Below are 14060 nucleotides of genomic sequence, written 5' to 3' on the forward strand. Positions count from 1 at the left end.
ACTTTTCCGAAAATCCTCGTCAAATAGCTCACTATTCTCCTCGAATTTTCGAAAAATTGGGGCCGCCCTCCCACTCCCGCGACTCGATCCCCCATAGTCCGACAGGCTCCTAGGCCGCGATCACGACGGAGTGAGGCACCTCGATTTGGCAAGCGGTAGGAACGGACGTGGCGCCGTCGCGGCCTAGGAGCCGCTCCTACAGCGAATAGCGGCGCTATCGGTCGATCGCAACACGTAATTCGGGCGCCGAATCCCGTGCCCAAGATCGATTCCCGTATGGAGAGTGTGGTGGGCTTGCCGTCCACCCCAGATTCCTTCACCATGAATCCCACGCTCCGGCATCGACCCGGAGCGGGCATGGGCGGAGGGCGCCTGCCGCCTTCCTCTCCGGACGGCGGCCCGATCCGCCGCCCGTTTGCGAGCGGTCCAGTGATGACGCCATCCCGGGGGGACCGCTCGCAAAACGCCAGCTCTTTGAAAATAAAGACGAAAACGGTTGTTGCCAAACGGTTGGAAGGGGCGTTTTCTGTGGATAACTTTTTCGCCGACAGGGACCGCTCGCAAAATGGCCCTGAAACCCTTGCCCCGCAAGGGCTTCAAAAGGGTCCCTATTCCCCGGCATTTTGCCGGGGCCTCATTGAAGCCTGGGGCGTAGAATTGCTTATACTGCCGTAGGTGATCCTATTCCCCGGCATTTTGCCGGGGCCTCATTGAAGCCCTTGGTGGCGCCGAGGATATGACGCCCATCGGGGCTATTCCCCGGCATTTTGCCGGGGCCTCATTGAAGCTTAGCACGCTCAACTTCCTGTTCCGCAAGCTTTATCTATTCCCCGGCATTTTGCCGGGGCCTCATTGAAGCGATTTGAGTAGCGATTCGAGCATGTCTCGTACGTCCCTATTCCCCGGCATTTTGCCGGGGCCTCATTGAAGCTTGACGTTTGCGATGTCCTGGAGGTCGCCGCGCGCCTATTCCCCGGCATTTTGCCGGGGCCTCATTGAAGCAAGTTTCATGGCTGCACCATATCGCTCGGCGACTTCGCTATTCCCCGGCATTTTGCCGGGGCCTCATTGAAGCGACGCCTACTCCGGTACGATCACCGAGGGCGGTTCCGCGCTATTCCCCGGCATTTTGCCGGGGCCTCATTGAAGCGTCTTTTACGTCGGCGTCATCCAGCACGACGGCGGTCTATTCCCCGGCATTTTGCCGGGGCCTCATTGAAGCGGCTCCCACCCAGCCGCCAGCACATAGTCTGTGGTAGAGCTATTCCCCGGCATTTTGCCGGGGCCTCATTGAAGCCGCAGAACTCCGGTATGTGGTCGTCCGGCCCATTGCCTATTCCCCGGCATTTTGCCGGGGCCTCATTGAAGCGCGTCGGAAACGTTGTCCAGGAAGTCGGCCATGGTGTCCTATTCCCCGGCATTTTGCCGGGGCCTCATTGAAGCTCGATTCCCTAAAGCTATCTAAGTAGCCATTTAAAGCTATTCCCCGGCATTTTGCCGGGGCCTCATTGAAGCTGTTAGAAGTTAAATCCGAAGAGTGCGAACTTGGACGTCTATTCCCCGGCATTTTGCCGGGGCCTCATTGAAGCGGAAATGCACTAGAGTCGATATTACATATAATTACGATCTATTCCCCGGCATTTTGCCGGGGCCTCATTGAAGCGACGAGGACGCAGTAGGCAACCCCGTCGTGGGTGACTATTCCCCGGCATTTTGCCGGGGCCTCATTGAAGCATGCACGCTTCAAGGAGCGCTTTCGCAGGGTAGATTTGCTATTCCCCGGCATTTTGCCGGGGCCTCATTGAAGCTTGTTGCGGGCGATCTGGGACGGGGCTGGAGAGTGCACTATTCCCCGGCATTTTGCCGGGGCCTCATTGAAGCTCGTACAGGTCGGCGTGAGTATTTGGCTCGACCTGAAAGCTATTCCCCGGCATTTTGCCGGGGCCTCATTGAAGCGGTTTGGCGGCCGATACGGTGGCGGCCTTGGGCGCCTATTCCCCGGCATTTTGCCGGGGCCTCATTGAAGCCTTCGGGTTCTGGTGGTCTTCCCTGTTTTCGTGGGGCTATTCCCCGGCATTTTGCCGGGGCCTCATTGAAGCTCGATCACGGTCCAGCGGAACCACGGATCGTTTAGCTATTCCCCGGAATTTTGCCGGGGCCTCATTGAAGCCGCGCGGCCGGCGAGGTCTTTGTGGTCCAGTCTGCCCTATTCCCCGGCATTTTGCCGGGGCCTCATTGAAGCGCGATAACCAACCGCGCCCTGCGCCGCCAGGGGGTGCTATTCCCCGGCATTTTGCCGGGGCCTCATTGAAGCGCCCGAGTTCAAACTGAAGGTCAGGTAGCCGTGCACTATTCCCCGGCATTTTGCCGGGGCCTCATTGAAGCTCAGTGGCTAGGTCTACGGAGCGTTCTAGTCTCTGTATCTATTCCCCGGCATTTTGCCGGGGCCTCATTGAAGCCCACCCGCGGGCGACCGCGTGGACGGGTAACGTTTTCTATTCCCCGGCATTTTGCCGGGGCCTCATTGAAGCCCGCGCATCACTGTTGCCTCAGCTTGGCGTTGATGTTCTATTCCCCGGCATTTTGCCGGGGCCTCATTGAAGCATTGCGCGGCATACTCCGCCGTCAGCGCACCTACCAGCTATTCCCCGGCATTTTGCCGGGGCCTCATTGAAGCCTACCCGAGTAGGTAGAGAACGAGTCGATTTCCGCCCCGCTATTCCCCGGCATTTTGCCGGGGCCTCATTGAAGCGTGCCGCACAGGATCACCGAGGGCCGGCCGCCGCGAGCCTATTCCCCGGCATTTTTCAGGGGCCTCATAGAAGTGATGACCTCATCGCCCGCGGCCAAGCCCGAGGCGAATGCTATGGCTGTGGTTGAGTTGGCTGTTGTGACACTCCTCGAATGTAGGAGCGGCCCCTAGGAGCCTGTCGGACTATGGGGGATCGAGTCGCGGGAGGGCAGGAGAGCGGCCCCAATTTTTCGAAAATTCGAGGAGAATAGTGAGCTATTTGACGAGGATTTTCGGAAAAGGGCGGGGCCGCCATCCCGCTTTCGCGGCCGATTCATCCATAGTCCGACAGGCTCCTAGGCCGCGATGGCGTCGTGTCCGTTCCTGCCGGTTGCCAAAACGAGGCGCCTCACTCCGTCGTGATCGCGGCCTAGGGGCCGCTCCTACAGTGGGGCGCGGCGCTATCGATCGATCGCAGCACGTAGTTCACACGTCGCCAACGCCATACCCCGGCTTCCGCCGGGGTGGCACGTCGTCCTATAGAGGGCCGGATCGCGTTGAAGGGTGGTCTGTTCGGGGTCTTTTCGGCACGGCGGAGGCGTCGAGCCGCGGAGGACGCGGTGTCAGCGTGAGCTTAATACCCGCTCCACCGCCCGGTGCTGCTCTTCGTGGGTGAAGGGGGCGAACTTGATCCCCAGGTACCAGCGGTCGGTGGGGTGGTCGACGTTGCATACCGTGCCGGGGATCTGCTGCAGCCCCTCCAGGCCGGTGACCGCGAACTCGATGGCCACCTCCGTCCCCTTCTCCGGCTGGATACCGCTCTCCTCCAGTTGCTCCTTGCGGGTGACGAAGCGGCAGCCGCTCTTGCTGATGTTCTCCAGCGCGCCGTTGAGTCGCCGCTCGGCGATGCCGAGCCGGGCCGGCAGCAGGGCGGTGAGCCGCTCCATCGCGCGCAGGCTCAGCTCCGCCACCTCCTTGGGGGCGGCGATGAACATCAGCCGGTCGGGGTGGTTGTTGAAGGCAAGGATCTCGGCGCGGAAGGCGTAGGCGGTCCCCTCCCACAGGTAGCGCAGCACCACGAAATCGCCGGAGGAGAGCGGGTAGTCGCCGCGGACGATCTTGTCCGGGGTACGCAGGATCCAGTAGCGTCCCGGCTCGATGCCGATCAGGTGGGTCGGCAGGCGGGAGTTGAGCCCCCCCACCTCCACTTGGATCAACGTGCCGAGATCGACCGCCTGCTCCTTGTTCTCATTGCTCATGGCGCCTCCGGAGTTCGTGCGGGCCAGTGTGTGCGTTTCCCCTCCGAATTGTAATGCAAACCGTTATTCATGGCGCGCTTTCCGTGACTCGCCGCGAAAGCTTCCACGCATCGGTTCGGCTTGGGATGATCAACGCGGAGGACGCAGAGACGCGGAGACGCGGAGAAAAGAGAGACAGACCGGTTTCGCGGGGCTCGTTTTCGCGTCGAGGTGCACCTTGCGCCAAGGGGCCTTCACCTCTTTATCTCCGCGTCTCTGCGCCTCTGCGTCCTCCGCGTTCCCTGTCAGGGCGTGTAGAGTTTCTGCAAAGTCGACATGGCGGCGTTGATCGCCTGCAGGCGGGCCTTGTCGCCGCCGCGGTCGGGGTGGTGGCGGGCGGCGAGGCGGCGGTATTGGCGTTTGATCTCGTCGAAACGCACCGGCTCCTCCAGCTCCAGCACCGCCAGCGCCTCGCCGCGCCGCTCGCGGGCCCGCTGCCGGAGCCAGAACCCCTGGAGCATCGCCTCCACCCCGGCGCGGTCGGTCTCCGCCAGTTGGTTGAGGTCGAGGTAGTAGTCGCGCAACGGGTCGTGGTGGGCGAGCGCCTGCTCCCCCGCACCGAGGGGCAGCAGGCGGCTGTTCATGCAGTGGATCTCCAGCCCCGCGTCGCCACTCGCCACCAGCCGCTCGCGCAGCCGGTAGAGGGCGTGGAAGAGCAGGAAGTGGGCACGGAACAGCGCCAGGGAGTCGCCCGGCTCGGGGCGCCCGGTGAAGCCGGGCAGCGCCTCGGCCTCCAGCCGACGCATCAGTTGCAGCTCGTTGCGCCCCGGCGGGAAACGGCGCAGTTCGTCGAGCAGGAGTTCGCCCAGCCGGTCGAAGTAGGCGTCGTGGAGGTGGGTTGCCGTATCGTTCATCCTGGGGTTGCTCTCGCGTCTCTGCGTCACCAAATCAGGGGATAGGATGGCACGGAGGGGCGGGGATGGCGAAGATGAAGACGACGCTGCTGGTGTGCATCCACCGGCGCTTTACCGACGAGGCTTCCTGCGGCGGACGCGGCAGCGAGGGGTTGCTGGAGCGGCTGGAGGCGGAGGTGGCGCGTCGCGGGCTGGCGGTGAAGGTGGAGCCGATCCGCTGCTTCAGCCGCTGCCTCACCGGCCCGGTGGTGCGCATCGCCCCCGGCGGCGCCTTCTTCGAGGGGGTGACCGAGGAGCAGATTCCGGTCATCGTCGACCGGTTGGCCGCGGCGGCGGAAGAGGAGTCGTAGGGTGGTACCAATCCACGCGTAGGTTTTTCAGCATGAAGGAGGGAGAAGACCGTCATCCCGCCTGTTTTCCCGGAGTGGGTTTTTCAGTGGCAGTTTCGTTCGACACGGCGCCCACGGGGCGCCCTATAGGGCGCCCCGTGGGCGCCGTGTCGAACGAAGGCACCGTGTTGAATCGCGGAAGGCGCACTCTACGCCCTTCACCCTCAAATGCTCTAAAGAGGCAGCGCCTCTTTGGAGGTCCAGATGTGGCGGCCGCAGACGTTCACGAAGGGGCCCTCGCCCGCGAAGATCTTCAGGTGGGCGGTGATCAGGCTGCTCTTGTCGGTGCCGGTGTCTTCATAGGTGGCGCGCTCCTCCTCGAATACCGCCCGCTCCAGCCGTTCCACCGCCACCGAGGGCTTCTGGTTCTCGAAGAAGCTGCGCAGCAGCGGGTTGGTGGACGCGGCCAGCTCCTTGGCGCGGCGGCGCACCAGCAGCTTGATCCCCTGGCTGGAGGCGGAGCGGAAGGCGCCGGCGCGCAGGCAGACCCGGCGGCTCTTGCCCTCGGCCAGGGTCCACTCCTCGATCGCCCGCTTGGAGTGGGCCATGGCGCCGTAGGTGATCTTCTGGTGGGCCAGATTGTAGAAGGTGGAGTAGCCGATGAAGGTGCCGATCGCGAAGCGCTCTTCGAGGACCGGCAGCGGGTCGAAGGAGAGGCGGTTGGAGTCGGCGATCTGCTCGGCGCTCGCCTCGTCGGAGGGGAAGCCGACGTCGCCCAGCGCGGTGGCGTAAAGGCACCAGTCGAACTGCTCGCCGGCCTGCGCTGCGATCTGGTCGAGGCAGGCGGGGTCGCTGATGTCGCCGTAGAGGGTGAGGTCGGCCCCCTCCACCAGCTGGTCGCGCTCGCCGCGGCCGTACCACAGGGCGGTGACGTGGGCCTCCGTGCCGTAGTGCTGGCGAATCGCCTCGATGCCGGCGCTGCCGGCGACGCCGGTGGCGCCGATGACCAGGAATCGTTTCATCTGCAAATATTCTCCGCGGTTCAGTGCCGGTGGATTTTGCCACAAACCGGGTGGGGAAGATTAACCGTACTGGTGGGGAGATTAACCATGGAAGGCATGAAGATGGAACATGAAGGGATGAGATACGTCGATTTCATGCTCTTCCTTCATCACCTTCACGATTTCAGGTCGACGAGGTGGTCTGTGCCCGTCGGGAGCTTTGTGCCGGCACGGGACGAGTACCGGGGTTCGATGCCGCGGCGGGCGCGGCCCGCCCTATAGGGGCAATACGGGGTGGGCGACGTCAGGAGCCCACCCCGCTGGCGATCAGGATGCGCGCCTCGTTCTCGGCCACCGGGCGGGAGTAGAGGAAGCCCTGGGCGTAGTCGCAGCCCATCTCGCGCAGGATGCGCGCCTGCTCCTCGCTCTCCACCCCTTCGCAGATCACCTCCAGGTCGAGGTGGCGGGCCAGTCCGATGATGGTCTCGACGAAGCCACGGTGGTGGCCGTCGCCGTCCACTCCGCTGACGAAGGAGCGGTCCACCTTGAGCACGTCGATGGGCAGCTGGTGGAGGTAGCTGAGCGAGGAGTAGCCGGTGCCGAAGTCGTCCAGCGAGAGGCGGATGCCGAGTCCCTTGAGGCGGTTGAGCTGGGCCAGCGAGGCGTCGGCGTCCTCCAGCACCGCGCTCTCGGTGATCTCCAGCTTGAGCCGCTCGGCGGGGAAGCCGCTCGCCTCCAGCAGCGCCTCCACTTCGGGCACCAGTTCGCGGCGGATCAGTTGGCGCGGCGAGAGGTTGACGCTGACGGTGAGCGGCGGGTGGTCGGGGAAGTCGCGGTCCCAGCGGGCGGCGCGGCGGCACGTCTCGCCGATCATCCAGTGACCGATGGGGGCGATCAGGCCGCTCTCCTCGGCCACCGGGATGAACTCCACCGGCGAGATCAGGCCCTGTTCGGGATGACGCCAGCGGGCGAGCGCCTCGAAGCCGTTGAGGCGGCCGTCGGCGAGGCGCACGATGGGCTGGTAGAAGGCCTCCAGCTGGCCCAGATCCACCGCCTTGCGCAGGTCCATCTCCAGCTTCAGGCGGCGCACCGCCTGGTCGTGCATCTGCGGATCGAAGACCACGTAGCCGGCGCCGCCGCGCTTCTTCGCCCGGTGCATGGCGATGTCGGCGTCGCGCAGGTACTGGTCGGGGGTCTCGTCGGCGCCCCCTTCGCCACTCCCCTCGTCCGGGTGGTTGACGGCGATGCCGATGCTGACGCTGGTATGCACCTCGTGTTCGTGAAGGGTGAAGGGGAGGGTGAGGCGCTCCTGGATGCGCTGCACCACGCGCAGGGTGGAGCTGGCGTCGCGGATGTCCTCGAGCAGCAGGGCGAACTCGTCGCCGCCGAGGCGCGCCACCATGTCGGTGGGGCGGATCACGCTGCGCAGGGCGTTGCCGACGTGGCTCAGCAGCAGGTCGCCGAGGCGGTGGCCGAGGCTTTCGTTGATCAGCTTGAAACGGTCGAGGCCCACCTGGAGGACGGCGAAGCGGACGTCGCCGCGGCGCCGTGAGCGCTGCCAGGTGTGCTCCACCCGGTCGAGGAAGAGGGAACGGTTGGGCAGGCCGGTGAGACCGTCGAGGTAGGCGTCGGGGACGGTCGCCTCGTCGTCGGTGAGCGACATCGCGGTAGGGTGGGCGGAGGCGTAGATCAGCCCCTCCTCGGCGCTCGCCGCGGCGTTCCAGATCAGCCCCACGTAGCGCCCGTCGCCGTGGCGGCAGCGGGCGGGGAAGCGGGCAGTCTCGCCCTTTTCGGCCAGTTCGCGCAGGCGGGCGGTGGTGGCCTCGCGGTCGTCGGGGTGGACGATCTCGACGAAGGGGGTGCCGTGGAACTGCTCCGGGTCGTAGCCCATCACCTCCAGCAGGCCGACGCTCAGCCGCTCCACCCGGCCTGCGTAGTCCATGGTGACCAGCAGGGTGTCGGGGAGCTGAAAGAAGGCGCTGTCGAAGCTGGCGGCGCGGGCGGGCCTGTGGAACATCCGTATCGTCCGTGTTTCTACCGAACGGTCCATTCTAAGGAGATCGGCGGGCCGTCGCCACTGCATGGCATAATGGCCGTTCAATGCCCCCAGTGACCCATGCAGGAGCCGCCATGCGCCTGACCCTCACCCGCCCCGACGACTGGCACCTCCATCTGCGCGACGACGCCGCCATGGCCGCGGTGGTGGCCCACACCGCGCGGCGCTTCGCCCGCGCCATCGTCATGCCCAATCTGCGTCCGCCGGTGACCACCACCGCCCAGGCGCTGGCCTACCGCGCCCGCATCCTCGCCGCCCTGCCGGAGGAGAGCGGCTTCACCCCGCTGATGACCCTCTACCTCACCGACAACACCGTGCCGGCGGAGATCCGCCGCGCCGCCGAGAGCGGGGTGGTATTCGCGGTGAAGCTCTACCCGGCGGGGGCGACCACCAACGCGGACTCGGGGGTGACCGACTTCGAGCGGGTGGCGCCGACCCTGGAGGCGATGGCGGAGGTCGGCATGCCGCTCGCGGTCCACGGTGAGGTGACCGAGCCGGCGGTGGACGTTTTCGACCGCGAGCGGGTCTTTCTCGACCGCCGGCTGATCCCGCTGATCGAGCGCCACGCCGGGCTCAAGGTGGTGCTGGAGCACATCACCACCCGCGAGGCGGCCGAACTGGTCGCGGAGGCGCGCGACGGGGTGGCCGCGACGATCACCCCGCAGCACCTGCTGATGAACCGCAACGCGATCTTCCAGGGCGGGATCCGTCCCCACCACTACTGCCTGCCGGTGCTCAAGCGCGAGGAGCACCGCCAGGCGCTGATCGAGGCGGTCCAGGGTGGCAGCCCGCGCTTCTTCCTCGGCACCGACAGCGCCCCCCACGCCCGCGGGGCGAAGGAGTGCGGCTGCGGCTGCGCCGGCATCTACTCCGCCCACGGGGCGATCGAGTTCTATGCCGAGGCGTTCGAGCAGGCCGGCTGCCTGGAGAAGCTGGAGGCGTTCGCCGCCTTCCATGGTCCCGATTTCTACGGCTTGCCGCGCAACCGCGGAACGATCACTTTGGAAAAGGTGGCGTGGCGCGTGCCGGAGAGCTATCCGTTCGGCGCCGATACCGTGGTGCCGCTGCGCGCCGGGGAGTCCCTGGCCTGGCGGCTGGCGGACGCGGAATAGGGGGCGCGCCATGGATCCGCAGGCCCAGGTCGATCAGATCCTCCGTCAGCTGGCGGAGCTGGAGGGGATGGACGGGATACAGGAGAACGTCCTCAACGGCATCGACTCCCAGTACCGCCAGATGGTGGCGCGGTTCCCCCGCTACTTCCCGGTGCTGGAGCAGTACAACCGCTTCCGCATCCGCAACGCCGGGAGACTCTCCTTCGAGCGGCCGCGCTTTCTCATCGGCGCGATGAACTTCGAGACCTTTCCCAATTTCCATACCTTCGGTTTGCTGCGGGTCGCCGACGTGGTCTCCCTCTCCGGGATGCGCGACGACCCGCGGGTCGACCGGGTCTACTGGAACCCCTTCTCGGATCGTTTCGAAGAGATCATGGCGCGGCTGCCGGAGGGGTTCGAGCCCCACCTCTTCTGGGACAACCAGGTCGACGGCGAGCACCACATTCCGCTCGGTCTGGAGCGGGCGCCGATCCCGACGGTGGCGGGCCTGTGCCACATGTTCCGTCGTGGGGTGATTCGCCACGTCTGCGAGGTGTTCGACGTGGTGCTGCCGCTCTCCACCCGGTTCACTCCGCTGGTCGCCGCCTTCGATTCGGCCCACATCGTCGATCTGCCGTTCGGCCTCAACTGGGGATCGCTGGGGGATGTGATCCAGCCGAAGGAGGAGAAGTCGATCGACGTCTCGATCACCTTCGGCGCGGGCGTCGGGTCCTACTACGGCAATTTCCGCGCCCGGGTCTACCAGCGGGCGAAGGCGTTCGCCGAGCACTACGGGGAGCGCTACCGCATCGTCTTCGCCTCGGGCCTGGAGAAGGGGGAGTACCTGGAACTGCTGCGCGATAGCCGCATCTCGCTGAACGTGGTCGGTTTCCACGGTCCCTACAACTACCGCACCTGCGAGGTGATGAACGCCGGCGCGCTGCTCTTCCAGCTGTCCACCGCCGACTACCCCTTCGACGTCTCCCTCGACGACTACTTCGTCGACGGCGAGCACTACGTCTCCTTCGATCTGGAGAACTTCGAGGAGCGCCTGCTGGGGCTGCTCGAAGCGCCGCAGGAGGTGGCGCGGATCGCCTGCGCCGGCCAGCAGTTCCTGGAGGAGCGCTACGGCTACGACCGGCTCTACGAGGAGATGATCCGGGCGGTGGCGAGCATCGATTTCGATTTCACCACCCGTCCCTCGGAGGAGGCGTCGCTGTTCCATGTCGGCCAGCTCTACTGGCACTACGAAAACCCCGCGATTTCGCGGCTGGTGGTGCTGTCGCTGCCGTCGATCCTGGAGAGCGCGCCGTCGGTGCGCGACAACAACCTCCTCGCCGTGCTGCCGCGGCTGTTCGAGTGGTACCAAGCGGCCGAGTTGGAGGGGCTGCTGCGCCCCTACCCGGCCCTCGCCGGGCGGGTCTCGCGCGGCATCGGTGCGCTCGTCGACTATCTCGGGGAGCGGGTCCCGCAGACCCTGCTCGGGCGCTGGAACCGCTTCGCCGCCCAGCTCCACGGCGGCGGGGTCGACGAGGCGCGGGTGCGTGAGATGCTGACGTCGGCCGAGGCGGCCGATGATGGGGAAGACCTCGATGACCCGGCGCTGATCTTCAACAGCCAACTCCAGCCGGCCTACCTCTCGCCGCGGGAGTACCACGACGCGCGGACCGCACTGCTGGAGATCCCGCTGCTCCGCCACGGCGCCGATGCCGCGGCGGTCGGCGGGGTCTACCGCGATTTCATCCGCTGGCACTGCTACCGCTATCTGGCGGCCGAGGTGGCGCCGTTCGAGTTCGGCGCGCAAGCCCTGGCGCTGTTTCCGGACAATGCCTCGCTGCACCGGGAACTGGCCGGGCGCTACCGGGCGGCGGGCGACGAGGCGACGGCGGTCGGGCACGATCGACGGGTCGCCGAGATCGAGCCCGCACTCGGGTGAGCGGGGGAGGTGGGATTGGAATATCACGACATTGATGCGCTCGGCCGGCGGCTCGCGCGGCTCGCCCTGGGGACGGTGGAGCTGGGGGTGGAGTACGGCATCCGTCGCCCCGGCGAGGCGGGGCGCCCACCGCGGGCGGCGGCGGTGGCGCTGATCCACGCCGCGCTGGAGGCGGGGATCAACCTGTTCGACACCGCTCCCGGCTACGGCGCGAGCGAGGCGATCGTCGGTGAGGCGCTGCGCGGCCGCGGCGAGTCGTTGGTGGTCGCCACCAAGGTGGAGGCGTTCCGCGGGCTGCCCGCCGGCGAGCGCCGGGCGGCGATCCTGCGCTCCATCGACGAGAGCCGCGCCCGCCTGGGCCGCGACCGCATCGAGCTGCTGCAGATGCACAACGCCGAGCCCGCCGACCTGTGCGATCCGCTGCTGCGCGGTGCGCTGCGTGATGCGCTGGCGCGGGGCTGGGTGGAGCGGCTGGGGGCCTCGGTCTACGGGGTGGAGGCGGCGCGGGCGGCGGTGGACGATCCCGAACTGGCGGCGGTGCAGGTAGCTTTCAACCTGCTGGATCGACGCATGGCCGCCGAGGTGGCGCCGGCGGCGGCGGCCAACGGTACGGCGCTGATGATCCGCTCGGCCTTCCTCAAGGGGGCGTTGACCGATCGTCGCGATCACCTGCCCGCCCATCTGGGTGCGCTGCGCGAGGCGGCCGAGCGGGCCGCGCGCTGGGCCGAGGCCCGGGGGCGGGGACTGGCCGAGTGCGCGCTGCGCTTCTGCCTCGATCAGCGGTTCCCGGGGGTGGTGCTGGTGGGGGTCGGCGGGCGCTCGGAGCTGGAGTTCGCCCTGCGGGTGGCGGCCGGGGAGGGGCTGGGTGAGGCGGCGCTGGGTGAGGCCGAGGGACTGGCGGTGGGCGAACCCGAAGTGATCGATCCGCGGTTCTGGGGGATTCCGTAGGTCGATGGCTGCGGGTCGCACGGTCGCCATCGTCCAGGCGCGCATGGGCTCCACCCGCCGGCCGCGGAAGATGGCGGAGGAGCTGGCCGGGCTGCCGCTGATCCACCACGTGCTGGCGCGGGCACAGGCGATCCCGGGGGTCGACGAGGTGGTGCTCGCCACCACCGGGGCGCCGGACGACCGGTGGCTGGTGCGCTACGCGCGGGAGATGGGGGTAACCCCCGTCTGCGGCTCCGAGGAGAACGTCCTGCAACGTTTCATCGATGCCGCCGAGCGGGCGCGGGCGGAGTACCTGATCCGCCTCTGCGGCGACGCCCCGCTGGTGGATCCCGGGGAGATCGCCCGGGAGGTTCAGGCGTTGCGCGAGGAGGATGCGGACCTGGTGCTGTGGCCGCCGGAAAGCGGCCCCCACGCGCAGCAGGGGGCCGAGGCGGTCGCCCTGCGAACGCTCCTCTGGAGCCGTGAGCGGGCCGCCGACCACCCTCGCGCCCGTGAGCATGTGGTGGCCTACGCCCGCGACCATTGGCGTGAGCTGAAGACCCGTTTCGTCGCCCCCGATCCGCGCCTGGCGGGGCGCTTCAAATTTTCCATCGATACCCAGCGCGACCTGGAGTTCATGCGCGAGATCTACCGTCGCCTGCATCGCCCCGGTGAGCTGGTGTCGCTCTTCGATGCGGTGCGCCTGGTGCGCGAGGACGAGGTGCTGGCGCGGGAGAACGAGGCGCTCTATCGGGCCACCTATGGTTAAACGGATCCTCTTCCGGGTCGACGCCTCGCAGGCCATCGGGACCGGCCACCTGATGCGCTGCCTGACCCTGGCCGAGCGGCTGCGCGAGCGGGGGGCGGAGTCGCTATTCCTCTGCGCCGCCCACGACGACGGTGCCGCGCGGCTGGTGGATGGACGCCGGCTGCAATGGTTGCCCGGCGAGCCGGCCCTCGATGCCGGTGGCCCCCGCGGGGAGGCGCTGGAGCTGGCCCGTCGGCGCGATGCGCTGGGTACCCTGGCGCTCCTCGGCCACTTTCGCCCGGCGGCGCTGGTGGTGGACCACTACCGCCTCGACGCCTCCTGGGAACGGTCGGTGAGAGGACGGGTGGAGCGGCTGCTGGCGATCGATGACCTGGCGGACCGCGACCACGCCTGCGACCTGTTGCTCGACCAGAATCTCTACGAGGCGCCCGAGACGCGTTACGCCGGTCGGTTGCCGGCGGGGTGTCGGCCGCTGCTCGGCCCCGCCCATGCGCTGCTGCGCCCCGATTTCCTGCGCGAGCGAAGGGCGCGCCGGCGGCGCGACGGTCGGGTGCGGAGGATCCAGCTCTTTTTCGGCGGCACCGACCCCACCGACGAGACGACCAAGGCGCTGCGAGCCCTGCAGGGGCTGGAGGGGGTGGCGCTGGAGGTGGTCGCCGGCGCCGCCAACCCCTACCTCGACGCGCTACGCCGGCTCTGCGCGGAGCACCCCGCGGCGGAGCTGGCGGTGCAGGTGAAGGACATGGCGCGGCGCATGGGCGCGGCCGATCTGGCGCTAGGCGCGGTGGGCGCCTCCTATCTGGAACGCTGTGCGGTGGGGTTGCCGACGGTGGCGGTGATCACCGCGGAGAACCAGCGCGAGGTGGCCGGGGTGCTCGCCCGCCGCGGGGCGATCGAATCCCTGGGGTGGCATGCGACGGTCTCCGCGGAGGCGATCCGCGCTGCCGTCGAGGGGCTGCTGGCCGATCCGGCGCGGGTGGTGGCGCTGGGCGAGCGTTCGGCGGCGGTGATGGCCGGCTGGCGGGGGGCCGACGGGGTGGCCGATCTCCTGCTGGCGGGGGTGTGATG

General features: G+C 67.3%; 10 protein-coding genes and 1 CRISPR repeat array. Of the genes, 6 read left to right on the forward strand and 4 right to left on the reverse strand.

Annotated features, from left to right (window positions below):
* Positions 1–608 precede the first annotated feature (608 nt).
* A CRISPR array of direct repeats spans positions 609–2826; the repeat unit is 36 nt; unit sequence CTATTCCCCGGCATTTTGCCGGGGCCTCATTGAAGC.
* 528 nt (positions 2827–3354) lie between these two features.
* Entirely contained in the window at positions 3355–3990 is a 636-nt protein-coding gene (locus ACYQ2W_RS00005) for a flagellar brake domain-containing protein (RefSeq protein ID WP_459862125.1), read from the reverse strand.
* Between the two features lie 284 nt (positions 3991–4274).
* On the reverse strand, positions 4275–4883 hold the full coding sequence (locus ACYQ2W_RS00010) for a DNA-J related domain-containing protein (RefSeq protein WP_459862127.1): 609 nt from the start codon (positions 4881–4883) through the stop codon (positions 4275–4277).
* Positions 4884–4948: 65 nt separating this feature from the next.
* Here ACYQ2W_RS00010 and ACYQ2W_RS00015 point away from each other — a divergent pair, with 65 nt between their 5' ends.
* Complete coding sequence (locus ACYQ2W_RS00015) at positions 4949–5233, forward strand: (2Fe-2S) ferredoxin domain-containing protein (RefSeq protein WP_459862129.1); 285 nt, start codon at positions 4949–4951, stop codon at positions 5231–5233.
* 212 nt (positions 5234–5445) lie between these two features.
* Here ACYQ2W_RS00015 and ACYQ2W_RS00020 read toward each other — a convergent pair whose 3' ends face one another.
* Entirely contained in the window at positions 5446–6234 is a 789-nt protein-coding gene (locus ACYQ2W_RS00020) for a hypothetical protein (RefSeq protein ID WP_459862131.1), read from the reverse strand.
* 283 nt (positions 6235–6517) lie between these two features.
* Positions 6518–8230 (reverse strand): putative bifunctional diguanylate cyclase/phosphodiesterase, encoded by a 1713-nt coding sequence (locus ACYQ2W_RS00025; RefSeq protein ID WP_459862132.1) that lies wholly within the window; start codon positions 8228–8230, stop codon positions 6518–6520.
* Positions 8231–8343: 113 nt separating this feature from the next.
* On the opposite strand from ACYQ2W_RS00025, the gene pyrC reads away from it, so the two are divergent.
* From pyrC to pseG, 5 genes are read left to right on the forward strand one after another with little or no spacing between them, the layout of a single operon-like run.
* The gene (gene pyrC, locus ACYQ2W_RS00030; RefSeq protein WP_459862134.1) at positions 8344–9381 is read left to right on the forward strand and encodes a dihydroorotase; all 1038 of its coding nucleotides are present in this window, start codon (positions 8344–8346) and stop codon (positions 9379–9381) included.
* A gap of 10 nt (positions 9382–9391) precedes the next feature.
* A complete protein-coding gene (locus ACYQ2W_RS00035) occupies positions 9392–11296 on the forward strand; it encodes a glycosyltransferase family protein (protein ID WP_459862136.1) in 1905 nt (634 codons plus the stop codon).
* A gap of 15 nt (positions 11297–11311) precedes the next feature.
* Positions 11312–12244 (forward strand): aldo/keto reductase, encoded by a 933-nt coding sequence (locus ACYQ2W_RS00040; RefSeq protein ID WP_459862138.1) that lies wholly within the window; start codon positions 11312–11314, stop codon positions 12242–12244.
* Positions 12245–12248: 4 nt separating this feature from the next.
* Complete coding sequence (locus tag ACYQ2W_RS00045; RefSeq protein WP_459862140.1) at positions 12249–12992, forward strand: cytidylyltransferase domain-containing protein; 744 nt, start codon at positions 12249–12251, stop codon at positions 12990–12992.
* Entirely contained in the window at positions 12985–14058 is a 1074-nt protein-coding gene (pseG, locus tag ACYQ2W_RS00050; RefSeq protein WP_459862142.1) for a UDP-2,4-diacetamido-2,4,6-trideoxy-beta-L-altropyranose hydrolase, read from the forward strand. The genes ACYQ2W_RS00045 and pseG overlap by 8 nt, the downstream gene beginning before the upstream one ends.
* The last annotated feature ends 2 nt before the right edge of the window (positions 14059–14060 follow it).

It is taken from the genome of Endothiovibrio diazotrophicus (genome assembly GCF_054657215.1).